This window comes from Ensifer sp. ENS06 (assembly GCF_014852205.1).
GTDB lineage: Bacteria > Pseudomonadota > Alphaproteobacteria > Rhizobiales > Rhizobiaceae > Ensifer > Ensifer adhaerens.
This window is the reverse complement of record NZ_JACVBC010000001.1, coordinates 1,596,644-1,622,319: the sequence shown is the minus strand read 5'-3', so window position 1 is coordinate 1,622,319 and position 25,676 is coordinate 1,596,644. Positions and strand designations below refer to the sequence as shown.

At 61.6% G+C, this 25,676-nt stretch carries 21 protein-coding genes; 7 read left to right on the top strand and 14 right to left on the bottom strand.

The window, feature by feature from the left end; translation table 11 throughout:
• Positions 1–63 precede the first annotated feature (63 nt).
• From clpA to IB279_RS08035, 6 genes are all read right to left on the bottom strand, one after another.
• Positions 64–2,580, bottom strand: a complete 2,517-nt coding sequence (gene clpA, locus IB279_RS08060) for an ATP-dependent Clp protease ATP-binding subunit ClpA (RefSeq protein ID WP_034796722.1) — start codon at positions 2,578–2,580, stop codon at positions 64–66.
• Positions 2,581–2,589: 9 nt separating this feature from the next.
• Positions 2,590–2,943: an ATP-dependent Clp protease adapter ClpS gene (gene clpS / locus IB279_RS08055; protein WP_043622145.1), complete on the bottom strand. Its 354-nt coding sequence runs from the start codon at positions 2,941–2,943 to the stop codon at positions 2,590–2,592.
• Positions 2,944–3,183: 240 nt separating this feature from the next.
• A complete protein-coding gene (locus IB279_RS08050; RefSeq protein ID WP_034796735.1) occupies positions 3,184–3,540 on the bottom strand; it encodes a phasin family protein in 357 nt (118 codons plus the stop codon).
• Positions 3,541–3,819: 279 nt separating this feature from the next.
• Positions 3,820–4,023, bottom strand: a complete 204-nt coding sequence (locus tag IB279_RS08045; protein WP_034796738.1) for a DUF3126 family protein — start codon at positions 4,021–4,023, stop codon at positions 3,820–3,822.
• A 99-nt stretch (positions 4,024–4,122) separates the two neighbouring features.
• On the bottom strand, positions 4,123–4,950 hold the full coding sequence (gene cysE / locus IB279_RS08040) for a serine O-acetyltransferase (protein WP_034796741.1): 828 nt from the start codon (positions 4,948–4,950) through the stop codon (positions 4,123–4,125).
• Between the two features lie 88 nt (positions 4,951–5,038).
• The gene (locus IB279_RS08035) at positions 5,039–5,824 is read right to left on the bottom strand and encodes an alpha/beta fold hydrolase (protein ID WP_034796743.1); all 786 of its coding nucleotides are present in this window, start codon (positions 5,822–5,824) and stop codon (positions 5,039–5,041) included.
• 174 nt (positions 5,825–5,998) lie between these two features.
• Here IB279_RS08035 and IB279_RS08030 point away from each other — a divergent pair, with 174 nt between their 5' ends.
• Both IB279_RS08030 and IB279_RS08025 read left to right on the top strand, forming a co-directional pair.
• Positions 5,999–6,244, top strand: a complete 246-nt coding sequence (locus tag IB279_RS08030; protein ID WP_057255736.1) for a zinc-finger domain-containing protein — start codon at positions 5,999–6,001, stop codon at positions 6,242–6,244.
• A gap of 9 nt (positions 6,245–6,253) precedes the next feature.
• Positions 6,254–7,420, top strand: a complete 1,167-nt coding sequence (locus IB279_RS08025) for an FAD-dependent oxidoreductase (RefSeq protein WP_113189487.1) — start codon at positions 6,254–6,256, stop codon at positions 7,418–7,420.
• A 108-nt stretch (positions 7,421–7,528) separates the two neighbouring features.
• Here the strand turns inward: IB279_RS08025 and IB279_RS08020 are convergent, their stop codons facing one another.
• Positions 7,529–8,719: a cystathionine beta-lyase gene (locus IB279_RS08020; RefSeq protein WP_113189488.1), complete on the bottom strand. Its 1,191-nt coding sequence runs from the start codon at positions 8,717–8,719 to the stop codon at positions 7,529–7,531.
• Between the two features lie 340 nt (positions 8,720–9,059).
• Here IB279_RS08020 and IB279_RS08015 point away from each other — a divergent pair, with 340 nt between their 5' ends.
• The 4 genes from IB279_RS08015 (at position 9,060) to IB279_RS08000 (ending at position 13,327) form a co-directional block, all read left to right on the top strand.
• Positions 9,060–10,085, top strand: a complete 1,026-nt coding sequence (locus IB279_RS08015; RefSeq protein ID WP_034796750.1) for an amino acid ABC transporter substrate-binding protein — start codon at positions 9,060–9,062, stop codon at positions 10,083–10,085.
• Between the two features lie 92 nt (positions 10,086–10,177).
• On the top strand, positions 10,178–11,371 hold the full coding sequence (locus tag IB279_RS08010) for an amino acid ABC transporter permease (RefSeq protein WP_113189489.1): 1,194 nt from the start codon (positions 10,178–10,180) through the stop codon (positions 11,369–11,371).
• A gap of 4 nt (positions 11,372–11,375) precedes the next feature.
• The gene (locus IB279_RS08005) at positions 11,376–12,533 is read left to right on the top strand and encodes an amino acid ABC transporter permease (RefSeq protein WP_034796753.1); all 1,158 of its coding nucleotides are present in this window, start codon (positions 11,376–11,378) and stop codon (positions 12,531–12,533) included.
• Between the two features lie 17 nt (positions 12,534–12,550).
• Positions 12,551–13,327 (top strand): amino acid ABC transporter ATP-binding protein, encoded by a 777-nt coding sequence (locus tag IB279_RS08000; protein WP_064816988.1) that lies wholly within the window; start codon positions 12,551–12,553, stop codon positions 13,325–13,327.
• A 74-nt stretch (positions 13,328–13,401) separates the two neighbouring features.
• Here the strand turns inward: IB279_RS08000 and IB279_RS07995 are convergent, their stop codons facing one another.
• From IB279_RS07995 to IB279_RS07975, 5 genes are all read right to left on the bottom strand, one after another.
• Positions 13,402–14,838, bottom strand: coding sequence for a caspase family protein (locus IB279_RS07995; protein ID WP_162741173.1), 1,437 nt, complete (start codon positions 14,836–14,838; stop codon positions 13,402–13,404).
• Between the two features lie 89 nt (positions 14,839–14,927).
• Positions 14,928–16,481, bottom strand: a complete 1,554-nt coding sequence (locus tag IB279_RS07990; protein ID WP_113187823.1) for a caspase family protein — start codon at positions 16,479–16,481, stop codon at positions 14,928–14,930.
• A complete protein-coding gene (locus tag IB279_RS07985) occupies positions 16,478–17,377 on the bottom strand; it encodes an OmpA family protein (protein ID WP_113187824.1) in 900 nt (299 codons plus the stop codon). The genes IB279_RS07990 and IB279_RS07985 overlap by 4 nt, the downstream gene beginning before the upstream one ends.
• A gap of 10 nt (positions 17,378–17,387) precedes the next feature.
• Positions 17,388–20,615 (bottom strand): c-type cytochrome, encoded by a 3,228-nt coding sequence (locus IB279_RS07980; protein ID WP_113187825.1) that lies wholly within the window; start codon positions 20,613–20,615, stop codon positions 17,388–17,390.
• A gap of 47 nt (positions 20,616–20,662) precedes the next feature.
• Positions 20,663–21,922 carry a ferric reductase-like transmembrane domain-containing protein gene (locus tag IB279_RS07975; protein ID WP_089044609.1) on the bottom strand — a complete coding sequence of 420 codons (1,260 nt, stop codon included), beginning with the start codon at positions 21,920–21,922 and terminating at the stop codon, positions 20,663–20,665.
• 370 nt (positions 21,923–22,292) lie between these two features.
• On the opposite strand from IB279_RS07975, the gene IB279_RS07970 reads away from it, so the two are divergent.
• On the top strand, positions 22,293–22,910 hold the full coding sequence (locus IB279_RS07970) for a GntR family transcriptional regulator (protein WP_112983689.1): 618 nt from the start codon (positions 22,293–22,295) through the stop codon (positions 22,908–22,910).
• 69 nt (positions 22,911–22,979) lie between these two features.
• Here the strand turns inward: IB279_RS07970 and IB279_RS07965 are convergent, their stop codons facing one another.
• Positions 22,980–24,500, bottom strand: a complete 1,521-nt coding sequence (locus IB279_RS07965) for an acetyl-CoA hydrolase/transferase family protein (RefSeq protein WP_060517396.1) — start codon at positions 24,498–24,500, stop codon at positions 22,980–22,982.
• A 258-nt stretch (positions 24,501–24,758) separates the two neighbouring features.
• The gene (locus tag IB279_RS07960) at positions 24,759–25,571 is read right to left on the bottom strand and encodes a ferredoxin--NADP reductase (protein WP_034795721.1); all 813 of its coding nucleotides are present in this window, start codon (positions 25,569–25,571) and stop codon (positions 24,759–24,761) included.
• Positions 25,572–25,676 lie beyond the last annotated feature (105 nt).

Genomic DNA, 25,676 nt, shown 5'->3' with positions numbered 1-25,676 from the left:
TTTTAAAGAAAAACGGTGCCGGATGGTTTGCATCCAGCACCGTCGAACGTGTCTTGCGGAGGGCTACTTCTTGCGCGGCACCTTCGGCACCGTGCGGCCCTTTCTGGGAGCCGCGTCGCCCGCCCCGGCCTCGTCATCCGTTGACGCCTTGGCGGCAGCCTTCTTCGGCTTGGACTTCGGCGCAGGCTCGGCGCCCACCTCTTCCTTGTCCTCGGCCTTTTTCGGCTTGGCGGCCTTCATCGCCGGGCGGGATACTTCCGCCTTCGGCTTGATTGGCGTCGTCTCAGGAACGGCATCGAGCAGCAGGCCCTTGGTGCCATCGGCCTTCGTGCCGATCGTCACCTTGACGACGCCGCCCTTCTTCAGCTTGCCGAAGAGGATTTCATCGGCGAGCGGCTTCTTGATGTTTTCCTGGATGACACGCGACAGCGGTCGCGCGCCCATCTTCTCGTCGTAGCCCTTTTCGGCAAGCCAGGCGATCGCCTCCGGCGCGAGGTCGAAGGTGACGTTGCGCTCGGCAAGCTGGGTTTCAAGCTGCATGACGAACTTCTGAACCACCTGGTGGATAACCGGTGTCGGCAGCGAAGCAAACGGAATGACCGCATCCAGACGGTTGCGGAATTCCGGCGTAAACAGGCGGTTCAGCGCCTCTTCGTCTTCGCCCGTACGCTTGGAAGAACCGAAGCCGATGGCGGCCCGGGCCATTTCCGATGCGCCGGCATTGGTCGTCATGATCAGGATGACGTTGCGGAAGTCGATCTTCTTGCCGTTGTGATCCGTCAGCGAGCCATGGTCCATGACCTGCAATAGGATGTTGAACAGGTCCGGATGCGCCTTCTCGATCTCGTCGAGCAGCAGCACGCAATGCGGATGCTGGTCGACGCCATCGGTCAAAAGGCCGCCCTGGTCGAAGCCGACATAGCCGGGAGGTGCACCGAGCAGGCGGGAAACCGTATGCCGCTCCATGTATTCCGACATATCGAAGCGCAGGAGCTCGACGCCGAGCGAGGTCGCAAGCTGCTTGGCGACTTCCGTCTTGCCGACGCCGGTCGGGCCGGAGAAGACGTAGCAGCCGATCGGCTTGTTCGGTTCGCGCAGGCCGGCACGCGCCAGCTTGATCGACGAAGCGAGCGCCTCGATCGCCAGGTCCTGGCCGTAGACGACCGAGCGCAGCTCTCTCTCGAGATTGGCAAGCACGGCCTCGTCGTCCTTGGAGACGGTCTTCGGCGGGATGCGCGCCATCGTCGCGATCGTCGCCTCGATCTCCTTCTCGGTGATCAGCTTGCGGCGCTTGCTGGCTGGCAGCAGCATCTGTGCGGCACCGGATTCATCGATCACGTCGATCGCCTTGTCCGGCAGCTTGCGGTCGTTGATGTAGCGGGCCGAAAGCTCGACCGCGGCCTTGATCGCCTCGTTCGAGTATTTCAGGTGATGATATTCCTCGTAATAAGGCTTCAGCCCCTTCATGATCTCGATCGCGTCGGCAATCGTCGGCTCGTTCACGTCGATCTTCTGGAAACGGCGGACCAGCGCCCGATCCTTCTCGAAGAACTGGCGGTATTCCTTGTAGGTGGTCGAACCGATGCAGCGGATCGCGCCGGAGGAAAGCGCCGGCTTCAGAAGGTTGGATGCATCCATCGCGCCGCCGGACGTAGCTCCGGCGCCGATGACCGTATGGATCTCGTCGATGAAGAGCACGGCGCCCGGATAGTCCTCGAGCTCCTTGACGACCTGCTTCAGCCGTTCTTCGAAATCGCCACGGTAGCGCGTGCCGGCAAGAAGCGTGCCCATGTCGAGCGAGAAGATCGTCGCATCCTGCAACGCTTCCGGCACCTTCTTTTCGATGATCCGCTTGGCAAGGCCTTCGGCGATCGCCGTCTTGCCGACGCCGGGGTCCCCGACATAGAGCGGATTGTTCTTCGAGCGGCGGCACAGCACCTGGATGGTGCGGTTCACCTCGGCGTGACGGCCGATCAGCGGGTCGATCTTGCCGGACTTCGCCTTCTCATTGAGGTTGACGCAATAGGCGGTCAGCGCGTCCTGCTGCTTCTTGGCGCTGGCCTCCTCGTTGTCGCGCGCGGGCTTCTGCTCGCTCTCATGATCGTCAGAGCCGCGCACAGGACGGGACTCGGAGCTGCCAGGCCGCTTGCCGATGCCGTGCGAAATGAAGTTGACCGCGTCGTAGCGGGTCATCTCCTGCTCCTGCAGGAAATAGGCTGCGTGACTTTCGCGCTCGGCGAAGATCGCGACCAGCACGTTGGCGCCGGTCACTTCCTCGCGGCCGGACGATTGCACGTGGATCACCGCCCGCTGGATCACGCGCTGGAACCCGGCCGTCGGCTTGGAATCTTCGTCGTAGCCGGTCACCAGGTTCGACAGTTCGTTGTCGACATAATCGGTTACGGTCTTGCGCAGCGTCTCAAGATTGACGTTGCAGGCGCCCATCACGGCCGCCGCGTCGGCATCGTCGATCAATGCCAGAAGCAGATGCTCGAGCGTAGCGTATTCGTGGTGGCGCTCGTTGGCAAAAGTCAGTGCCTGGTGCAGCGCCTTTTCGAGGCTGGGCGAAAATGTTGGCACGTTAGTTCCTCATTTCTTTTCCATGACGCATTGCAACGGATGCTGATGCTGCCGGGCGAAGTCCATCACCTGCGTCACCTTGGTTTCGGCGACCTCATAGGTGAAGACGCCGCACTCTCCCACACCGTGATTGTGGACGTGGAGCATGATGCGGGTCGCCTCTTCCGGGTTCTTTTGAAAGAAGCGCTCCAGAATATGGATGACAAATTCCATCGGCGTGTAATCGTCATTCAAAAGCAGAACGCGATACAAACTCGGCTTTTTGGTCTTCGGCTTGGTACGCGTGATGACGGACGTGCTGCGGTTGTTGCCGTTCCCCTCATCATCGCTACCTTGCTGCATCCGGACCGGCATGGCGATCATTCTTGTCAGTTCCTTGTACAGTAGCGACCCATCGAACTCGGCCGCAGCCTGCTTGCCCTTTATCTAATGGTTCGTTTTCAGATTTTAAGACCGAACCAACACACTGCAATCATAATCGCACGTTGACCGGCAAGATTGATCAACTTTCTTTGGGCTGCGCACAGCTTATGCGAAAAACAAAAAGGCCGGTCGCAAGCGCTGCGACCGGCCTTTTTATTGAGAAATTGTTTTAGCCGGTGATCAGGCTGCTGCAGCGGCGGCCTTGACTGCTGCCGTTGCCTTGGCAACTGGCGCTTCGTAGGGCTTGTAGGCGTCCTTGGCGAGGTCGGCATACATTTCGCCGATCTTCGTTGCTTCGGCGACAAAGCCTTCGTAGCTCGACTTCACGAAGTTGGTTTGCAGTTCGAAAGCAGCCTCGACGCTCTTGACGCTGGTCAGCTTTTCGACATGCGCGACGCTGTCCTCGAAGGACTTCTTCGAAAAGTCGGCAGCTTCGGTCGCGATAGCCTGGAGACCCTTGGTCCAAGCGGAATAGCTCTTTACAGCCACGTCAATGGCTTCCTTGCTCTTCTTGTTTGCATCGTCGAAGTTGAACATCCGGTGTCTCCTTGGTGACGGCCTGATCTGGAGGCTTCAGTTTATGTGCACTGCACAAAAAGTCAACACGAGTGTGCGATGCAATAAAATACAACAGATGCAACAACTTGATGAAATATCGCGGTTCGGCATGAAATTTCTTGCCGCGCTCGCTACAGCCGCAAGATAAGCACTAGCGAGCAATTGCCCAGCAAGACATCAACATCCCGCACAAAACAATAAACCCCGAAAATCCCATGGATTTTCGGGGTTTATACTGAAAGCGTCCGGCGTCGCGACTTAGAGGTCGATGTCGAGGATCGCCATGGAGAAGTTGTAGGAAAGCTCGCCGTCTTCCTCATCGCGGAAGACCACACCGAGGAACTCGTCACCGAGATAGACTTCAGCGGACTCGTCCTTCTTCGGGCGAGCCTTGACGACCATCTGCTGATTGAAGGTGCGCTTGAAGTAGGCTTCAAGCTTGCGGATTTCTTCGGGCTTCAAAACACGTCTCCGTAGCCGTTTAAACTGTGCGGCGCTTCTCGCACGCTGCATCGGCGGGTGTAAACCCCTCGAAAGAGGCTACACACCGGTTCCCGCATGTCAGATATCGAAGCTGGCAAGGATCTGGTCCATCTGGCGCGACGGCTCGGAACAGCCGGCCTCGCCCACGACCTTTGCCGGTACGCCGGCGACCGTCGACTTCGGCGGCACCGGTTTCAGCACGACCGAACCCGCAGCGACGCGCGAGCAGTGTCCGATATGGATATTGCCGAGGATCTTGGCGCCGGCGCCAATCAGCACACCGTCGGCGATCTTCGGGTGGCGATCGCTGCCTTCCTTGCCCGTGCCGCCGAGCGTCACGCCGTGCAGGATCGAGACGTTGTCACCAATGACCGCGGTCTCGCCGACGACAAGGCCGGTGGCATGATCAAGGAAAATGCCGCGGCCGATGCGGGCGGCGGGGTTGATGTCCGTCTGGAAGACGCTCGACGCCCGGCTCTGCAGGTAGAAGGCGAAATCCTTGCGGCCGCGCTTCAATAGCCAATGCGCCAGGCGATGCGTCTGGATCGCATGGAAGCCCTTGAAATAGAGCACCGGCTCGATGAAGCGGGTGCAGGCGGGGTCGCGGTCGTAGACGGCCTGGATGTCGACACGCAGAATGGTGCCCCATTCCGGCCAGTCCTCCAGCATCTCCGAGAAGGTCTGGCGCAAAAGGTTCGCCTGCAGATCCGGGTGATCCAGCCTTTCGCAGATGCGGTAGATCACGCTTTCTTCGAGAGAGTGCTGATTGACCACGGTGGAATAGAGGAAGGCCGCGAGCATTGGGTCTTGCTCGGCGGCAATCCTGGCTTCTTCGCGCAGGCTGTTCCAGATCGGGTCCATCACTTGCAGCGCTTCTGCCTGGCGAAGTTCGGTCTTGGCGACCATCGTCGCTCTCCTTCCTTGTCCGTGCCTGCCACCACTATAGGGGAAATCAGGCGTGACTTAAATGGCGACTGGCGGCAATGACGATACGCTAGATGCGATCGATCTCTGCCAGAAATTCGAGCACCGCTTTCTTGAAAACCCGGTCGCCGACGGCGAGCATATGGTCGCGGCCCGGAATGTCGAGCGCACGCGCACGCGGCATCAGCGCTGCCAGTTCCTGCGCCGATCCGGCGATGTCATCGGTCGTCCCGACGCCAATCAGCGTCGGCTGCTCGATGCGCGCCATATCCTGTGCCGTCAGCAGATCCCGCGAGGTCGAGATACATGCCGCAAGCGCCTGCCGGTCGCTCTTGGTCTGGTCGGCAAAGGCGCGGAACATGCGCCCGCGCGCATGGGTCACGTCGTCAAGCGACGGCGCCACCAGAGCGTCGGCAATCGGATCCCAATCCCCTACCCCCGACACCATGCCGATGCCGAGGCCGCCGAAGACCAGCGAGCGCACGCGGTCGGGATGCGCGAGCGCCAGGAAGGCCGAGATGCGAGCGCCCATCGAATAGCCCATGACATGGGCCTCGGCGATCCCGAGATGCCCAAGCAATGCGGCGGCGTCACCCGCCATCTGCTGAGGGTGGTAGAGTTCCGGGTCGTAGGGCTTGCTGCTCTTGCCATGACCTCGGTTGTCGAGCGCGATGACGCGGTAGCCGGCGTCACCCAGCGTCTTCAGCCAGCCCGGGAAAACCCAGTTGACGTTGGCGCTGGATGCAAAGCCGTGAATGAGCAGAACGGGCGCGCCGGACGGGTCGCCCTCGTCGAAGAAGGCGATCTCCAGACCGTCATGATTGAAACGGGAAAACGGCGGCGGGGTGAGATCCATCTATTCATCCTCGGGCATATCGATCCGGCGCAACCTAGTTCGTCGCCTTGGCGGGCGAAACCCCGCACCGGCAAAAACCACAACTGCGGCAGCTTTGCCGCTACACATTTCCGGCAAAGCTGACTATGGTGCCGCCAAATTTGACCTTCAGACTTGCATTCATCGGAGCATGACATGGCCGGCCACAGCATCCCGCATTTCCAGAACGACGGCGGACATCAGGCAATCGAAATCGGCGTCAAGGAATTCATGTGCACCGGCGCATCCATTCCCTACGATCACCCGCACATCTTCATCGACATGGGTGACGACAACGAGAAGGTCTGCTCCTACTGCTCTACGCTCTATCGCTACAATCCGAAGCTGAAGGCGACCGAAACCAATCCCCCCGGCTGCCTCTTCGCCCATAAAGCCGCCTGATAAGCGCCGATGTCGCGCCCCGTCGCGATCATCGGCGCCGGCATCGGCGGCCTCACGGCTGCCCTATGCCTTGCCCGGCGCGGCTTCGACGTCGATATCATCGAGCGGGCGACGGCACTGACCGAGGTCGGAGCCGGCCTGCAGCTCTCACCGAACGCCTCCCGCATCCTCATCGAGCTCGGCCTGCTGACGCAGCTTGAGAGCGTATGGACGGAGCCCGAGCGCATCGGGCTCGTTGACGGCCGCTCTCTGCGCGCGCTTGCCAGCGTACCGGCCGGGACCTTCGCGCGCCGCCGCTGGCATGCGCCCTATGCCGTTCTCCACCGCGCCAGCCTTCAGAGAATCCTGTTTCAGGCTGTTCAATCCGAACCGCGCTGCCGTCTCCACCTCGGATGCCAGATCGACAAGCCCGGGGACCAGGCGATCGCGGCAGTGACAGGGCGCATGCCGGACGTCGTCATCGGCGCCGACGGCATCTGGTCGCGGCTGCGCGAGACTGTGCCCGCTGCCGGCCGTGTCCGGTTCTCGGGCAATATCGCCTGGCGCATGACGCTTGCAGGCGACGTTGCCGCGGGCGTGCTCAAGCGCGGTGAGGTCACCGCCTTCCTCGGCCCGCGCGCCCACCTCGTTGCCTATCCTCTGCGGGAAGTCGGCGGTTTCAATCTCGTCGCCATCATCGAGGGCAAGGAGACCGACGCGATCTGGGTCGGCAAGGATTCGGACGCGCGGCGCCAGGATTTCCTCAGCGCCTTTTCCGATTGGAGCCCAGGCATCCGCTCGCTTCTCGATAAGGCCGTGGCGCCCACCTACTGGCCGCTCTGCACCGTCGACGACGGCGCCTGGCATGATGGTCAAAAAACAGTGCTGATCGGCGACGCGGCCCATGCGATGACGCCCTTTGCGGCGCAAGGTGCGGCCATGGCCATCGAGGACGCATCCGCGCTTGCGGCTTGCCTGTCTGAAAACCTCAGCGTCGCGGATTCCTTGCGGAAATTCGAGGCGCTTCGCAGGCCACGCATCGCGCGCGTCCGCCGCCGTGCGGCCTTCAACCATTTCGCCTATCACGCCCGCGGGCCGGTGCGTATCGGCCGCGACATGGTGTTGAAGCTCAAGGGGCCCGACGCGCTTGCAGCCGACCTCGACTGGCTCTACGGCTACGGGGCGCCGGAGCACTGAGAAGCGACGGCCATTCACCGCGATCCGTTCGATAAACTGCCGGCGCGCAAGATCTAGTCCAGAAAAGCAGAACGCCGCGGATGACCGCGGCGTCCGTCATTGCCTTCGTCAAACGGCGTTTGCCGCAGCCAGGCCCGCTTCGATGTCGCGCCGGATATCCGGCACGTCCTCAAGGCCGATCTGCAGGCGCAGAACCGGACCTTCGGTCGGCGCCAGCGCCACCTTGCGATCTCCGAGACCGACATGGAGTGCCAGGCTTTCGAAACCGCCCCAGGAATAGCCGAGCCCGAACAATCTCAGCGCATCGAGGAAGGCGTGCGCCTTGGCCTTGAAGCGGTCAGGGCTCTCCGCCTTCAGCACGAAGGAAAAGATGCCGCTCGCGCCGGTGAAATCGCGCTTCCAGAGCTCGTGGCCGGGGAAGCTCGGCAGCGCCGGATGCAGCACGCGAGCGACTTCCTCGCGTGTTTCCAGCCATTTCGCCAGCGTCAGGGCGCTTTCCTGGTGCCGCTCGAGACGGATGCCCATGGTGCGAAGGCCACGCAGGATCTGGTAGCTGTCATCGGGCGAGACGCAGACGCCGAGCGTCACCATGGCCTCTGTCAGGGCCGGCCAGTGCTCGGCATTGGCCGAAACGGTACCGAAGAGCACGTCCGAATGGCCGGACGGATATTTGGTCGCCGCATGGATCGACACATCGACGCCATGGTCGAGCGGCTTGAAGTAAACGGGCGTCGCCCAGGTATTGTCCATGGTGACGATGCAGCCATGGCGATGGGCGGCATCGGCGATCGCGCGGATGTCCTGCATTTCGAAGGTGTTCGATCCCGGTGCTTCGGTGTGTACCAGGCGCGTGTTCGGGCGGATCAGGCTCTCGATCGCAGCGCCGATCATCGGATCGTAGTATTCGACCGTGACGCCAAGTCGCTTCAGCATCGTGTCGCAGAAATGGCGCGTCGGGAAGTAGACCGAATCGACGATCAAGGCGTGGTCGCCGGCCGAGAGATAGGCGAGGAACGGCACCGTGACCGCCGCCAGCCCCGAAGGCACGAGGATCGTTCCGGCGGACCCTTCGAGTTCGTTGATCGCGTCGCAGAGCGCGTCCGTGGTCGGCGTTCCGCGCGTGCCGTAGGTGTACTTCTGCGCCCGCGTCTCCATGGTCTTGGCGTTCGGGAACAGCACCGTGGAGGCGTGCACGACCGGCGGATTGACGAAGCCGAAGTAATCGGAGGGGTTGTTGCCGCCATGGGCGAGACGCGTGTTGATGCCTGCCTTGCCGTTCACATTGCCACTGTCTGCCATTGCTCATTCCGCTTCTAGATTTCGAATGCAAAACTCTTCGAACGAGCCACAATCGCGGTCAAGTGGCAAAAATCATGAAGCGTCGTTTTGACCGTCGCGAGGCCACTTCTGGCGAATTCTCCGCCAGAGCGTGCTTCACACCCCCAAGATCTGCCTAACTTTCTGGCTTGTTTCGAGTTTTTCACATGCAAAACCAGAAAATCGGCGGCCTCTCTTGACCCTCATGGAAATTGAGCATGAGATAGCCGACACTCGCGCCAGGAGGGTGGCGGAGGCTCACCGCGCTAGGAGACGCGACGGTGCAGACTGGAACTAACGACAACAGAAAAAGGTTCTAAAAATGGCAAAAAGAATTCTGACAGCTCTCGTTGGCGCTGCTGTCATGGGGATTGGCACACAGGCGGCTTCGGGCGCTACTCTTGATGACGTCAAAGCCAAGGGCTTTGTCCAGTGCGGCGTGAACACCGGTCTCGCCGGCTTCGCAGCGCCGGATGCTTCGGGCAACTGGAGCGGATTCGACGTAGACTACTGCAAGGCAATCGCCGCCGCGATCTTCGCGGATGGCAGCAAGGTGAAGTACACCCCGACCTCCGCCAAGGAACGCTTCCCGGCGCTGCAGTCGGGCGAAGTCGACGTGCTTGCCCGTAACACCACCTGGACGATCAACCGCGACACCGCGCTCGGCTTCAACTTCCGCCCGGTCAACTACTATGACGGCCAAGGCTTCATGGTTCGCAAGGGCCTGAACGTCAAATCCGCGCTGGAGCTTTCGGGCGCCGCTGTCTGCGTGCAGACGGGCACCACCACCGAGCTCAACCTCGCCGACTACTTCAAGTCGAACAACCTGCAGTACAATCCGGTCGTTTTCGAAAAGCTTGAAGAAGTCAACGCCGCCTATGACGCCGGCCGTTGCGACGTCTACACGACCGACCAGTCCGGCCTTTATTCGCTGCGTCTGACGCTGTCGAAGCCAGACGATCACATGATCCTGCCGGAAATCATCTCGAAGGAGCCGCTCGGCCCGGCCGTGCGCCAGGGTGACGACCAGTGGTTCGATATCGTCAGCTGGGTTCACTATGCGCTGATCCAGGCTGAAGAGTTCGGCGTCACCCAGGCCAACGTCGAAGAAATGAAGAAGTCCACCAACCCGGACGTTCAGCGCTTCCTCGGCGTCGAAGCTGACTCGAAGATCGGCACCGACCTCGGCCTCACCAACGAATGGGCCGTGAACGTGATCAAGGCCGTCGGGAACTACGGCGAAGTCTTCGACCGCAACATCGGCGCCGGCAGCCCGCTCAAGATCGAGCGCGGCCTCAACGCGCTGTGGAACAAGGGCGGCATCCAGTACGCTCCGCCGGTCCGCTAAAGCGAACCGAAAATACCGGGGAAGCGGACAACCGCTTCCCCATCCCAACGATAAAAACACCCAAAAGGGTGAAAAGGGGAAAGAGGCATTGCATGGCGATTGGCGTCACAACTACGCCTGAGAAATCGAAACCTTCGGGGTCGATCATCAACGACCCGCAGGTCCGCGGCATCTTTTATCAGGTTATTACCGTCGTCCTACTCGGGGCCTTCGTCTATTGGGTGGCCGACAACACGATCGAGAATCTCAAACGGGCGAACATCGCTTCCGGTTACGGCTTCCTCAATGGACGCGCCGGTTTTGACGTCGGGCAGTCGCTGATCGCCTATACCAGCGATTCCACGTATCAGCGCGCACTTGTCGTCGGCCTGCTCAACACATTGCTGGTCGCCGTCTGCGGTATTTTTACCGCCACCATCATCGGCTTTGGAGTCGGGATCGGCCGCCTGTCGCACAACTGGCTGATCGCCAAGCTGTCGCTCGCCTATGTCGAGATCTTCCGCAACATCCCGCCGCTGCTGGTCATCTTCTTCTGGTACAGCGGCGTCCTGGCGATCCTGCCGCAGCCGCGTGAATCGGCAGCACTGCCGCTCAACATGTTCCTCAACAACCGCGGCCTTGCCTTTCCCAAGCCGATCTTTGGCGACGGTTCGCTGTACACGGTTCTAGCCTTTGTCCTCGCGATCGTCGCCAGCTTCCTCCTGGCACGCTATGCGCGCAAGAAGCAGGAGGCCACCGGACAGCGTTTCCCGGTTCTTTGGGCGTCTCTCGGCCTGATCATCGGTCTGCCGTTGCTGGTCTTCCTTGCCACGGGATCGCCGATCACCTTCGACGTCCCCGTCGCCGGCAAATTCAACCTCACCGGCGGCTCGGTCATCGGACCGGAATTCCTGTCGCTGTTCCTGGCGCTCTCGTTCTACACGGCCGCCTTCATAGCCGAGATCGTGCGTGCCGGCATCCGCGGCGTATCCAAGGGGCAGACGGAAGCCGCGCACGCGCTCGGTGTACGCCCCGGCCTGACGACACGACTGGTGGTGGTTCCGCAAGCGCTCCGGATCATCATTCCGCCGCTCACCAGCCAGTATTTGAACCTTACCAAGAACTCGTCGCTCGCCGTTGCGATCGGTTACGCGGATCTTGTCGCCGTCGGTGGCACCATCCTCAACCAGACAGGACAATCGATCGAGATCGTCACGATCTGGATCGTCGTCTACCTGTCGCTGAGCCTTGCGACGTCGCTGTTCATGAACTGGTTCAATGCCCGCATGGCCCTGGTGGAGAGATAAGATCATGAACACACACCAGGCAACTTTTGTTCGTACCTCGATGATCGAAGGGTCCGCCCCGCCGGTCGCCGAAGGTGGCATCGTCCATTGGCTGCGCGAAAACCTGTTCGCGACGCCAAAGGATGCGGTGCTCACCATCGTCAGCCTGCTTGCGCTTGCGTGGCTCGTGCCTCCGGCCATCCAGTGGCTCTTCATCGACGCCGCCTGGACCGGCGGCGGCCGTGGCGTTTGCGCCACGGTTGCTCAAGGAGGCTCGCAGCCGGATGGCTGGAGCGGTGCGTGCTGGGCCTTCGTCAACGCGAAACTCGACCAATTCGCCTACGGCCGCTACCCGCTCGATGAGCGTTGGAGACCGACGCTGGTCGGCATCCTCTTCGTGCTTTTCCTCATTCCGATGTTGATCCCGAAGGCTCCCTTCAAGGGCATCAACGCCATCCTGCTCTTCGCCGTGCTGCCGATCATTTCCTTGATCCTGCTTCCCGGCGGCTGGTTCGGACTGACCTACGTCGAGACGCCGCTCTGGGGCGGTCTGATGGTGACGCTCATCCTTTCGTTCGTCGGCATTGCCGTGTCGTTGCCACTCGGCATTCTTCTGGCACTGGGGCGGCGATCGCATATGCCTGTGATCAAGATGCTCTGCACCGCCTTCATCGAACTGGTGCGCGGCATCCCTCTGATCACCGTGCTCTTCATGGCGAGCGTCATGCTGCCACTGTTCCTGCCGCAGGGCGTCACCTTCGACAAGTTCCTGCGTGCACTGATCGGCGTGTCGTTCTTCGCCTCGGCCTACATGGCCGAAGTGGTGCGCGGCGGCCTCCAGGCTATCCCGAAGGGGCAGTATGAGGGCGCGGATTCCCTCGGTCTCAGCTTCTGGCAGAAGATGAACCTCATCGTGCTGCCACAGGCGCTGAAGCTCGTGATTCCGGGCATCGTCAACACCTTCATCGGCCTCTTCAAGGACACGTCACTGGTGTCGATCATCGGCATGTTCGACCTGCTCGGCATCGTCCGCTTCAACTTCACGGACGCCAACTGGGCCTCTTCGGTGACGCCGATCTCAGGGCTAATTTTCGCTGGCTTCATATTCTGGCTTTTCTGCTTTGGTATGTCGCGCTATTCAGGTTTCATGGAACGCGTGCTCGACACGGCCCATAAACGATAAAATGAGGGGAGGATCGCATGGCAAACGCAGCCACTGCTTCCAAAATGACTGTTTCCGCAACGGATGTCGCAGTCGAAATCACTGGAATGAACAAGTGGTACGGGGACTTCCACGTCCTTCGTGACATCAACCTGAAGGTTATGAAGGGCGAGCGCATCGTCATTGCCGGCCCGTCGGGCTCCGGCAAGTCGACGATGATCCGCTGCATCAATCGCCTCGAAGAGCACCAGAAGGGCAAGATCGTCGTCGACGGCATCGAGCTCACCAACGATCTGAAGAAGATCGACGAAGTGCGCCGCGAAGTCGGCATGGTGTTCCAGCACTTCAACCTCTTCCCGCACCTGACGATCCTCGAAAACTGCACGCTTGCGCCGATCTGGGTGCGCAAGATGCCGAAGAAGCAGGCCGAAGAAATCGCGATGCACTTCCTGAAGCGCGTCAAGATCCCCGAGCAGGCCAACAAGTATCCGGGCCAGCTCTCCGGTGGTCAGCAGCAGCGCGTGGCGATCGCCCGCTCGCTGTGCATGAAGCCGAAGATCCTGCTGTTCGATGAGCCGACCTCGGCGCTCGACCCGGAAATGGTCAAGGAAGTGCTCGACACCATGGTGTCGCTCGCCGAAGAAGGCATGACCATGCTGTGCGTGACCCACGAAATGGGCTTCGCCCGCCAGGTTGCCAACCGCGTGATCTTCATGGACCAGGGCCAGATCGTCGAGCAGAACTCGCCGGCCGAGTTCTTCGACAATCCGCAGCACGAGCGCACCAAGCTGTTCCTCAGCCAGATCCTGCACTAGGACCGGACGAGACGACACAAAAAGAAGCCCGCCTCATCGAGGCGGGTTTTTTTTCGTTCTGTCCGTTATCGATCCTACTCGACGCGATAGCGCAGGGTGCCGACTGACCAATGGATTCCGCGCGTGTCGAGATCCTCGGTCCAGTTCTTCTGCAGCCGCGCGATGATCTCGCTCAAGGTCTCGCGCGCATCGACCTCCACCTTGAGGCCCCGCGATATCGGCGCAAGATCGCTCAAGTCGACAGCATCGCTGACGACAAGCGCCACGAAAATGCCGTCGCCCTCGCCCGAGGCCTCGAAATCGAAACCGTAATATTCATCCGGCAAGGTCAGCGGCACGTCCGGCGCCAACGTCGTGATCTTTTGCGCGAACTCGTTCGGGAAAATCTGTGTTGCCTTGCCCTGGCTGTTGACATCGAAAAGCAGGAGATTGCCGGCCGTGTGGCTGTTGACCGTCAGTTTGAAGACTTCGCCGGCCTTCATGGTGGTCGGCTTGTCGATAGAGAGCGTGACATCGCCGGCTTCGCTCTTGCCGATGATATCACCGACGGCATCGATGGGGTTGGCCGCCTGATAGCTCGGCACCGCTGCATTCGGTGCATTGGCGTGCTGATTACCGCCCTGCCCGCTGCCATCCGCATCGCGCTTTTCCGGCACCATCGCGCTGTCGCCGAGCGCCTCGGGTCTGCCTTCCAACTGCGGGTCGAGATTGCCGCATTGGTCCTGCAAGGCGCAGTAGGAGGCAGATTGCGCCTTTACATATCCAAGAAGCTCGGCGTTGCTCGTCAATCCGTTGCCATTGCCATCGGCAGCGTCGCCGGTCTGGCCGGCGACGAAGGCTGCGGTGAAGACCCCGTGCCGATCCGCTGTCGGTAACCGGACATCGTCCCAGGCGACCTGATAGGGCGCCGCCGCACTCCAGGCGGTCACCCCGGCATCGACGAGCTTCGGCTTGTCGACTAGGGCAAGATCGATCCTAAGGCCGCGGGTCAGCGCTTGCTCGACCGGCTTGGCATCGGGACGCGGGAGAAAGCGGGCGCCGTCGATAGGCTTTTTGATGTCCTCGGACAGCGACCGGGAGATCGTGCCGGAGTGACAGGCGTCGATCACGACCGTCACAGCGCGCCCCTTCAGGCGCTCCAGCACCGCATCGATCTCGTCGTCGAGGACAGCGCCTTGCCAGTCCGTTTCACCGGCGGCAATGTCGGCAGGTGCGATCGCTTCATCCAGCCCATCCGCTTCGTCGCCATCCGCATCCTTCACCTGCAGGCCGTGGCCTGAAAAATAGAGATAGACGCGATCGCCGGGCTTCGTCGCATCGACAAGCCAGCCGTTCATGGATGACAGGATTTCAGCTCTGGTCGCCTGCCCGTCCTTCAGCACGCGGATCGAGGCACTGTCGAAGCCGAGCCGTTCCGTGAGGAGCCTTTGCATCGCCACCAGATCGTTCGCCGGTCCGGGCAGGGAAAACTCGGTCGGCAAGTTCTGATAGTTGCCGACCCCGATCAGCAAAGCCCGATCTCCGGCGACCGCAGGAGCAGCCAGCAGCATGAAACACGCAAGGGCGTGAAAGAACGGCACTCGCGATCTGGCGCCCATGCTCATTGGCCCTGACCTCTCGTGTAAAGCGGTTGAACTGCGATCGTACTCTCACTCCCCTCCAGGCGCGTTTCGAGCAAGCGCAGCAAGGCCGCTGCGTCGAGGTCCGAATTGGCAAAGGCGGCCGCGATCGCGTCGACAGGCGCATTGGTCGCGATGACGACCAGATGGTCCGCACCGAAGGGCTTGACCACCTCCAGGTCACGCAGCTTGAAGGCATGGCTTTCGCTGCCGGCAATCTGCACGTCGAGCAGTTGCGCTTCGCCTGTGTTGGCGAGGTTGAAGACCAGCATGTTGGCATAGCCGCCCTGCGGCGCCTCGACGTTCAGGCGGTCGCCGGCAAAGTAGATGTCCTTGACGGGCTTCAGCGAAACGGCTCCCGGGCTCTGCGCCGCAAGTGCTTTCAGAAAACCCACCAGGATGAATTTGTCGACCACGCCCTGGAGCCTTTTGGGCGCGACATGTTCCGCGGCGACGTCCCCGTTCGGCGTATAGAAGACACCGGATGTCGCCTCCCACCGGTAGGGCACGCCGTCGCCACCGATATTGGCAAGATCAGGCATGTCACCGACGACGCTCAATGGCAACTTGCCCGTCCATCCGGTTTCGCGCGGCGACTTCAGTGCATGTTTCGTGCCGCTCACTGTTGGCGCCACGCCGACCTTGGCGCTGCGCGGCAGGGACAGCACGATCTCCTTATCGGAGCGCGCCAGTTGTGGCGTGAAGTTCGGCACCTGCAGGGCTTCCGACTGCAGCTTGACGTTGGAAAACACGTAGTCTTCGAGTTCGACCCGCGAAATCCGCCCGTCGCCATCGCGATCGGCGGCGCCTTCCAACGCACGGGCAAAACTCCAGCTCAGGGCGCCGCGGGGCTCGCCGCCGATAACCACTTCCGGGGTCGGCTGGCTTTCGAGCGATGCGGCGAGGATCGTCACCTGCGACAGCTCCACGTCCCTCACCTTGGCGCCGGACAGCGCCTCCTTGGATGGCGGCGGCAGCTTGGCGCGCACCATCGGCGCCAGCCGCGTCTTGCCGGAGATCGAGCGGTTCATGCCGCCTGAATAACAGCTGTCGGAGACGAACAGGACATGAATGCCCTTGGTTTCCGCCTCCGCGAACCAGGCGCTGAGCTCGTTGTCGACGATGATTTCGCTCGCCGTCTCCTCAGCACGCGCCCGGTCGAAGCCCGGCAGCTCCAGGAATTCGTCGAGCCCGTCCTCCTCACTGCCGGCGACCAGCTCCGGCATCTGCGCGCCGTGCCCGGCATAGGTGAAGACGATCGTATCACCATGCTCAGCGGCCGTCACAAGCTCGCCCCAGGCCGCACGGATTGCATCCTTGGTCGCCTGTTCGTTGATGAATTGGCGGATCGGGGCGACATCCGCCGCCTTCAGCGCCTGCGTGACGTCTTGCGCATCGCGGACGGCACCATCGAGGCTTACTTCGTGCGGATACTTGTCCACCCCGACGACCAGCGCCGAGGTCGAGGCCATCGCCGAGGCCACCGGCAATGCGAGCAAGCTCATCGCAAGCAGGGTTCTGCACAGCACTGTCATTTCCCCACATCCACATCCACACGCCGGTCGAGCTGGTGCAACATCTCCTCGCTATAGGCGGTCGGATCATCGGGTTTGAACGGTTCGTCCTCGCCCCTGCCGACGACTGTCCAGGTGCCGGGATAACCGGCGTCGACGAGGTATTGAGCCAACGCTTTTGCACGGGCGAGCGAGAGCGCCATGTTCGCCTCGGGGGTACCTACCGGATCGGTGTGACCGATCAGGGTGATCGCGGCCGGCTTTGCCGACTTCAGGCACTCGAACAGGTCCCTGGCCGACTCGAGGCCTTCGGGCGTAAACTCGGCCGTGCCGAAGACGTAGCGCACCGGCGTCGCCTTTTTCCGGATCGAGACACCGCGATAGGAGAACTTGCAGGCGCCGCGCGCGGCGAGCTTTACCGGCTTGCTTGCAGCGAGCCGCATTTCCGAAGCCAGGCGGTCCAGCCGTTCGATATAGGCCTTGTCCGGCGCCATCCAATCGGGCGTCAGTTCCTCGTTTGCCGCATCTTCCAGCGCCTGCTGATAGGAGGTCGCCGCGGCGTCGTAATCCTTGCGCTCGCGCTTGATGTCGCCGAGCGCATCGAGGATCTGCCAGGGGCCGCCGGCGTCGCGGCTTGCGGCCGTCAGTTCCGCTTCGAAGGTTTCAAGCTTCGCGCCTTGCCCCACTGCCGCTGCAACCCGGTTGAAGGTTGCGAGCGCCGCGATGCGCCGGGTGAGCGCGATCTCGGTCGCCGAGCAACCCTTCATGTTTACGGGGTCGGCCGCCACCTTAGTGCCGGCCTCGTCGGCGCGGTTCAGCGCCTCGGAGGCCAGGCGAAGACCGTCGCAGGCCATGACCGGCGCGGTGAAGACCGCCAGAACCGCCGAAGCGAGGAGAAATGCTCGTAGCTGAACCATGACTCGACCATCAATCCTTGATCTCGAACGTCACCATCTGAACACTGCTGGCACCCGCGTCACCCTGCGCCCGCTTGGCCAGGTTGATCGCGAGTCCCCGTGTCGGCGGCAACCGCGACGTCGCGACATATTGGCGTGCCTTCTCCACCGTCAGCTTCTGGTCACCGAGCCCGCCGGCACGGCAGAACGCCAGCATCGTTTCGGCGGGCGCAGGTGTGTCGAAGGTGAGCGTGCCCGTGCCCGGCTGCGGGATCAGGCGCCGCTCGCCCGGCTTAAGCGTGGTGTTGCCGATCATGACGTCCGGGATGACCTCGACGTTGCCGTTCTCCTCGACATAGAGGATTTGCAGCTCGCAGGCCTGGTTGGCGCTGAGTTCGAAGGAAAGCTCGTCGCCAACCTTCGCCGTCGTCGACTTCACGTTCAGGGCCAGCTCGAGCTTGTGGCCAGTCCCCGCATCCTCCTTGCGATAGTCCGGCACGGCGGCTGCGATCGACTGCGGCCTGTCGTCCACCATCGGCTCGGAACCGGCAATGACGATCGCCGTCGTGTCGAGCGGACGGCGCTGGGTGAGCGGCGCCATCAGCAATGCATATTGTTGCTCGACCTCGTTGCGCGGAATGGTTCCGCCCGCTTCCAGCGTCGTCACCCAGTCGAGCCCGAGGCGCAGGACATCGGTGTTCGTCACCCGCTTGATCGCTTCTGAGAATTGCTTGGGCGTCATGTCAAACTCGGCCGCCAGAGCATCGAAGTCGAGCTCGTCTTCGTACTTGTCGGCAAAGTAGGTGATGAGCTCCGCCTCGCCCGGCGCATGCTTGCTCTGGAGGCCCCCATCGGGCGTCGGCTCGGTGACGCCGAGCATCTTCAACGCGTTGACGAAGCGCTCGCGGTCCTTGCGATAGGTTTCGTCCAGTTCCTCCTGCTTCACATACATGGCAAGCAGCACGTCCTGTTGATCCTTGCTGAACAGCGTCGACGTCTCGATTTGCTCGCGCAGCTGATCGCGTTTCGAGAGGATGCCATCGGCGTGGCAATCGACACAGGACCGCGCGTTGATGATCTCGACGCCCTTGCCGATCGGGCGCTTGCGGAAGGACACGATGGTGGTCGGCCCGACATCAAGCTGCTTTCCTGCTGACGTCGAGAGGTAGTAGCCCTGCAGGCCGTTCGGCAACGAGAAGATCATTTCGCCGCCGTCGTGCTCGAAGGGCACGAGGCCCGCGTCGAGCGGTGCCAATTCCCGAGGCCCGTGCGGGAAGCGCTTCAGCACCTGCTTGCCGATGTCGCCGCCGAAATCATAGGACTTCCAGTAGTAGCCGCCGAACGGCATGTCGTGCCGTTCGAGCATGCGGTTGTGGTCGGAAACCCCGGACGAGCCGTCGGCGAATCCGGCCCGCAACACATCGCGCCTGCGAATGTTGCCGGCCACGTCGATCTTGAAGCGCTTTTCGAGTTCGGCGATCTCGGTCGGCAACTTCATCAGCCGGTTGTAGATCTCCGGGCGCGCGCCGTTGCTCATGAACCAGTCGACCCGCATGATCGGCAGTTGCGTCGCCGTTTCCTTCGAAAGGGCCGAAAGCGACGCATCGCTCTCGGGATCAATCCCATAGAAATAGCGCTTGATCAGGAAGTCATAGTCCGCCGCGTCCCATTGGAGTTCGCGCAGATCGACGCGCACCAGCAAGCCATTGGTGCCGTCGACCTCTGTCGGAAGCACCAGCATTGGCCCGTAGGACAGCGAATTCAGCAGCTTCTTGAAGCCGCCGGCAAGCACGTCCATGCGCTTCATGAAGGTCTGGTCGTCCTCGCAGCCCATCATGCCGTTGTACTGGTCGCGATACGAAAAGTAGCGCATGTAGGGGCGGTCGAGCGCGCTGACCGTCTCGATGTCCTTCAGCGCCGCATCGACGAACTGGCCATAACCCAACATCGGGCGGGCGCGCGCCGGTTTTGCGGCCACCGTCTGCGGCAGGCTCTTTTCGTTCAGTGCGTTGATCCAGTCCTCCAGCACCTTGATCTCTTCGGCAGAGGGGCGCTTGCCAAGCGGCATGCGGCCGCTGACGACAGTCGCGTAGAGCCGTGACTTCGAGGCATCTCCGGGGGTCACGAAGTTTGCGTCGGCGGCAATCGAGGCGAGTTCGCCCGCCGGGTAGCTCCCCTGCGAACTTTCGCCCGGCCCGTGACAGTTGCGGCAGTATCTGCCGATGAAGGCATCTGCCTGCTGCGCCAGCGCCGCATTGCCGCCGCCCAGCGCTTCAGTCGCCGTATTCTCCTTGCAGACGGCCGTGACCGACTGCGCCACCGGCGCGGGGGCCTTCACTTCACGATCGGCAAGGAAGGCATAGATCGCGCGGCGATCGTCGTCAGAAAGAACGTTCAGCCCCTTGGCTATACGCCGCATCACCGGATCGCTGATCGGCGCGCCCGAGAGCTTCTTGCCTTCCTCGATCAGGCCCCTGGTGAAAACGTCGGGCGAGGCAAGACCGGCCATCTTCGTCTTGCTGATGTCGGGCGCGACCGCGCCGCTCAAATCCTTTTCGCCCTCATAGGCGCGCTCCAGGTCGAGCCCATAGGTCGTGGTGCGCGGTGTGTGGCAATCGCCGCAGCCGCCGACATTCTCGACCAGATAGCGGCCGCGCTCGGCTTGCGTCTCCTCGCGCGGCTGGTAGGCCGGCACCGTGAAGTGGCTGCGCTTCCAGAGCGTGATCGTCGTCTGGCGACTGAACGGAAAAGCAATCTCATCCTCTTTCGACACCGCATCCGCCTGGGGCAACGTGTCGATATAGGCTTTGATGTCGAGCGCATCCTCCGGCTTCATGCCGCCATAGGAGGTGTAGGGCATAACCGGATAGAGGTTGTTGCCCTCGCGATCGAGACCGACCAGAACCGCATTCAGAAACTGCGCATTGGTCCAACCGCCGATGCCATTGGCGTGCGGCGAAATGTTCGGCGCATAGAAGGTGCCGATCGCCGTCTTCATCTCCATGCCGCCGGAGAGCAGTTCGGTGTTGTCGCCGGAGCCGTGGCAGGCGCCGCAGCCTGCGGCGTTGAACATGTATTTCCCGTTGTCGACATTGGCCTTGTAGGTGGAGAAGGCATCCTCAGCGAAGGCATCGCGTGCCGAGGCACCAGCGGGACAGAGCGAGACTGCGACCAGCGCCGCAAATGAAACGGCCCAATATCCGCGGCCAAGACCGGACAATGACGAGGCGCCTTCTCGCTTTCTCTGCAGACTGCGCATGAAACCCACTCCCTAAAACAATAGAATCGCTACTGAAATCCGCTGCACTATCGAAACTGAAATCGCTCGAATTCAACCCGCTTCGGCCGCTTACCGAGATCTTTCAGACCTTTGACGATCGCCTCCCTGAGAGGTGGCGGACCGCAAAACCACAGATCGGCTTCCGCCGGATCGATCGCGCTGCCGTTCGCGAGCTTGGCCGCATCCAGGCGCCCGTCCACGGAGGAATCGTGCAGGACAAAAGTGAAGTTGCCGAGCTTTCCGGCCTGCCCCTCGAAGGTCTCCAGGCCGATCGCCTCGCGCCGGTCGCGCACGCAATAGACCATGTGGATGTCCTGCCCCTCATCGCCATTGAGATGCCGCGCCATCGCCAGGAACGGTGTAACGCCGATGCCGCCGGCGAGCCAGATCTGCTTCTTGCCGCCACGGCGGTGGTTGAAGCGGCCATAGCCACCCTCGAGCTTCAATCGGTCGCCGACAGCGATTCCGTCGCGCAGGGCCTGGGTGTAGTCGCCAAGCGGCTTGATCGCGAAGCGCACGACCCCGTCGGGCTCGATACCAGCGATCGTAAACGGATGCGGCTCGCGCAGCCCAGGCTTCAGCACCCGCAGAAAACCGAATTGCCCGGGCTTGGCGCGCAAGGCACGCCGCAGCGGCCGCGCCGCAATCACCGTCGCCCCGTCCTCCCGGGCGACATCGAAGACTTCGTAGCCGCGGGTTCTGAGCCAGGGCAGCAGCTGGGTATAGGCGTAGCTCAGGATGCCAAGTGCTGCGAAGGCGTTGAGGTAGACCGCCAGAAGCGCGGTACCGTCATAGGGGCGCTTGATGAACATCTGGTGGAAGGCGACCATCAAGAAGAGCAGGCCGATGAAGCGGTGCGTGTAGCGCCACAGATGGTAGGGGATCTCGATCTTCGTCCGCGGTATGATCTTGACGATACTGAGAACGAGCAGCACGACGAAACCGTAGAAGGCATATTTGCCGGCGGATGCAGCAAGCTGGTTCAGACCGCTCGTCAGCGCCAGGCCCTTGAAGTCCGGTTTCAGGAAATAGTGCACGAGGATGAGGCACAGCACCGAGATGCCTATCCTGCGATGAAAATGATAGACACGGTCGAGCCCCCCGAAGAGAGCCTCGACGAACGGCGGGCGCGCGGCCATGAACTGCGCGACCGCCATGCCGACAAAGGCCGCCGACGACGCCATCAGCGAGAATGTCGTCAATGCATTGGTGTGACTGACTGCGGGTACGGCCAGCAGCGCCGCAAATGCCATCAAGGACCAGACCAGAAACGCGCCCACTTGCATCTTGCGCCCCTCAACGCCGATGGCTGACGGTTGTTGCCTTGCCTTGTGCCTGTTGCCTTCGACCCCTAGCGACCAAGGAAACATGCAACCAGGTTCTTGCCGCAACGGCCCACGCGCCTCTTTCACGCGGGGCCTTTGTTGGGAGAGTGGCAAGCACCTCCCGGTTCGTCAACACGATTCCTATTGGAAACGTCCTATGAGGTTGGTTTATTCATGCCTTTGAAATTCGTATTTTTTAAGCATTCGCTTATTTTATTGACCACATAGGCAAACCACCCCCTTTGACCCGCACAAATGCAGGCAATCGACGCGCTTGCCTGGTTGCAGGAAATCGTGCAAGTTACTGATATATCAGAACCAAAGGAACGGCATGTCACCGCAATCCCAGGCTCACCTCGCCTATCTCGCGCTTGAACGCCTGATCGTCACGCTGAAGCTCGAGCCCGGCGCCCTGGTCACCGAGAGACAGTTGATCGAACTTGCCGGGCTCGGGCGAACACCGGTTCGCGAGGCGATCCAGAAGCTGGCATGGCAGGGTCTCATGGATATCCGTCCCCGTGTCGGTTTGCAAATCACCACGATCCGGCCGGACGACCAGGTGCATGTCATGCAGACGCGCCAGAAACTGGAGCCGCTTGCCGCCGCCCTCGTGGCAACGCACGCAAGCGCCGAGGAGCGAAGCGCGATGAAACGTTGCGGTGCGGAGATGGCTACCTGTCTTGATGCGGGCGAAATGGAGGGTTTTCTCGTCGCCGACAAGGTGTTCGACGAACTGATGGAAGAAGCCTGCCCCAACCGGTTCCTGACCGCAGCACTTGCCCCGCTGCAGACACATGCGCGCCGCATCTGGTTTGCTTCGTCCTCGCCTGAAAAGATGGCCGGATCGGTCCGCCGCCATGTCACGGTGATCGATGCGATCGAGCGGGCCGACGCTGAAGGCGCGTCGGCCGCGATGGCGGACCTGATGAGCTATCTATCAGACGCCTGAAGAAACCTTGCCTGCACGAGAAGAAACAACGGCAAGCGATTGCTTTCACGGTTGTTTCTTCAACACACTTCAGGCCGTCGGCATCATGCTGCCGGTCTTCAGCCGGCGCACATGCCAGTCGAAAGCCTCTTCCAGAATATGCGGGGTCTGTCCGCCACGGGTGGCGACCGCACGATTGAAGTAATCCGACAAAAGCTCCCGATAGGCCGGGTGGCAGCAGTTTTCGATGATGACGGGTGCGCGCTCCCGCGGCGCCAGGCCGCGCAGATCTGCAAGACCATGCTCGGTCACCAGAATATCGACGTCGTGCTCCGTGTGGTCGACATGGGACACCATCGGCACGACAGACGATATCGCCCCGCCCTTGGCAACCGACTTGGCGACGAAGATCGACAGGAAGGCGTTGCGGGCGAAATCGCCGGAGCCGCCGATACCGTTCATCATGTCGGTACCGCCAACATGGGTCGAGTTGACGTTGCCGTAGATATCGAATTCGAGCGCCGTGTTGATGCCGATGACACCGAGGCGCCGAATGATCTCCGGATGATTGCTCACCTCCTGCGGCCGCAGCACCAGCTTGTCCTTGTAGGCGCGGATGTTGCGGAACACGCGATCAGCCCAGGCGCTGGAAAGCGTCATCGACGAGGCCGAGGCGAAGCTCAGCTTGCCGGCCTCGAAAAGCTCGAACGTGCTGTCTTGCAGCACCTCGCTATACATACGCAGATCATGGAACGGACTGTCGACCAGGCCGCTCAGCACCGAATTGGCGATGACGCCGATGCCCGCCTGCAGCGGGTTGAGCGTCATGTCGAGGCGGCCCTTGCGCACCTCCTCCTGCAAGAAGGCGATCAGGTGGCCGGCGATCGCCGTCGTCTCCGCATCCGGCGGAGAGATCCGTGCGGCGCTGTCCTCTTTCTCGGTGACGACGATTGCGACGATCTTTTCCGGATCGACAGGAATGTAGGGCGAGCCCGCACGGCTATCGCAGGCAACGACCGGGATCGGCGTGCGGCTCGGTCGCTTCGCCGGAATGAAGATATCGTGCAGGCCTTCGAGTTCGGGACTGTGGCTGAGATTGAGCTCGACGATCACCTTCTTCGCCAGGATCGCGAAGCTTGCCGAATTGCCGACCGATGTCGACGGAACGATGCCGCCGTCTTCGGTGATCGCCACCGCCTCGACCACCGCATAGTCGATCGGGCTGATCTGGCCGGACCGCAACTGCTCGACGGTTTCCGAGAGGTGCTGATCGATGAACATCACCTCGCCGCGGTTGATCGCCGCTCGCAGAACCGGGTCCGACTGGAACGGCAGGCGCCGGGCAAGAACACCGGCCTCTGTCAGCGTCTTGTCGATGTCATGACCGAGCGAGGCGCCCGTCATCAGCGTGATGCGAAACTTCTCCCGTGCGGCCCGTTCGGCCATGGCAAGCGGCACGGCCTTCGCGTCACCGGCCTTGGTGAAGCCGCTCATGCCGATGGTCATGCCGTCCTTGATCAGCCCGGCCGCCTCTTCCGGCGTAGCGATGCGATCACGCAGCGATTTGCAGCGGATCCTGGCTTCCAGGTCGGTTGGCGGAACATGACTCATCGGGCACTCCCAGAAATGGCCCACGAGGCTCATATCAGGACGGCGCGGGCTTGGTTCGTCGTGCGCTTATTTTCGCATGTCTGCGTGCGCACGCTATGAAGATTTGCAGGAGCACGATAGCCGCTCGGACCGCAGGGCGGTACGCAGAATGGGCAAGGCGGAACTACCGCCGACGCATAGCTCGATGGCATTTCGCCTTAAACGACGAGGGGCGCACCCTTGGCGCGCCCCTCGAACGATAAACTGCACAAAAAAGGGTCAGCCGACGAAGGCGCGTTCGATCACGAATTCGGCCGGCTTGTTGTTGGCACCTTCGGTGAGACCAGCGGCCTCGAGGATTTCCTTGGTGTCCTTCAGCATCGCGGTCGAGCCGCAGATCATGCCGCGATCGACAGCTGGATCGAGCGGCGGCAGGCCGAGATCGGAGAAGAACTTGCCGTTTACCATCAGGTCGGTAATGCGGCCCTTGAACGGGAAGTCTTCGCGGGTCACCGTCGCGTAGTGGCGCAGCTTGTCGCCGACAATCTCGTTCAGGAACTCATGGTTCCGGATTTCCTCGACCAGATCGAAGCCGTATTTCAGTTCGGCAACATCGCGGCAGGTATGGGTGAGGATCACTTCCTCGAACTTTTCATAGGTCTCGGGATCGCGGATCAGGCTTGCGAAGGGCGCAATGCCGGTGCCGGTCGAGAACATGTAGAGACGGCGCCCGGGAACGAGCGCGTCGAGCACCAGCGTACCGGTTGGCTTCTTGCGCATCAGCACCTTGTCGCCCGGCTTGATCCCCTGCAGGTGCGAGGTCAGCGGGCCATCCGGCACCTTGATCGAGAAGAACTCGAGTTCTTCGTCCCAGGCCGGACTGGCGATCGAATAGGCGCGATAGACCGGCTTGTCGCCGACCATCAGGCCGATCATCGCGAATTCGCCCGAGCGGAAGCGGAATTCGGCAGGGCGGGTCATGCGGAAGCGGAAGAGCCGATCCGTATAGTGTTCAACGCTGGTCACCGTCTCGACGTAGACGCCTGCCGGTGCCTGGATCGCGAAATCTTCCGTTTTTGCCGGAGCATTCATCTTAGCTACAAGTCCTGTAAATGATGACCCTGTCTATCAACAATAAGCCGATATTCCAAGCTGCGCCTTGTTGAAAGGAAATCTCTTCCAAATATAGTCGCTTTT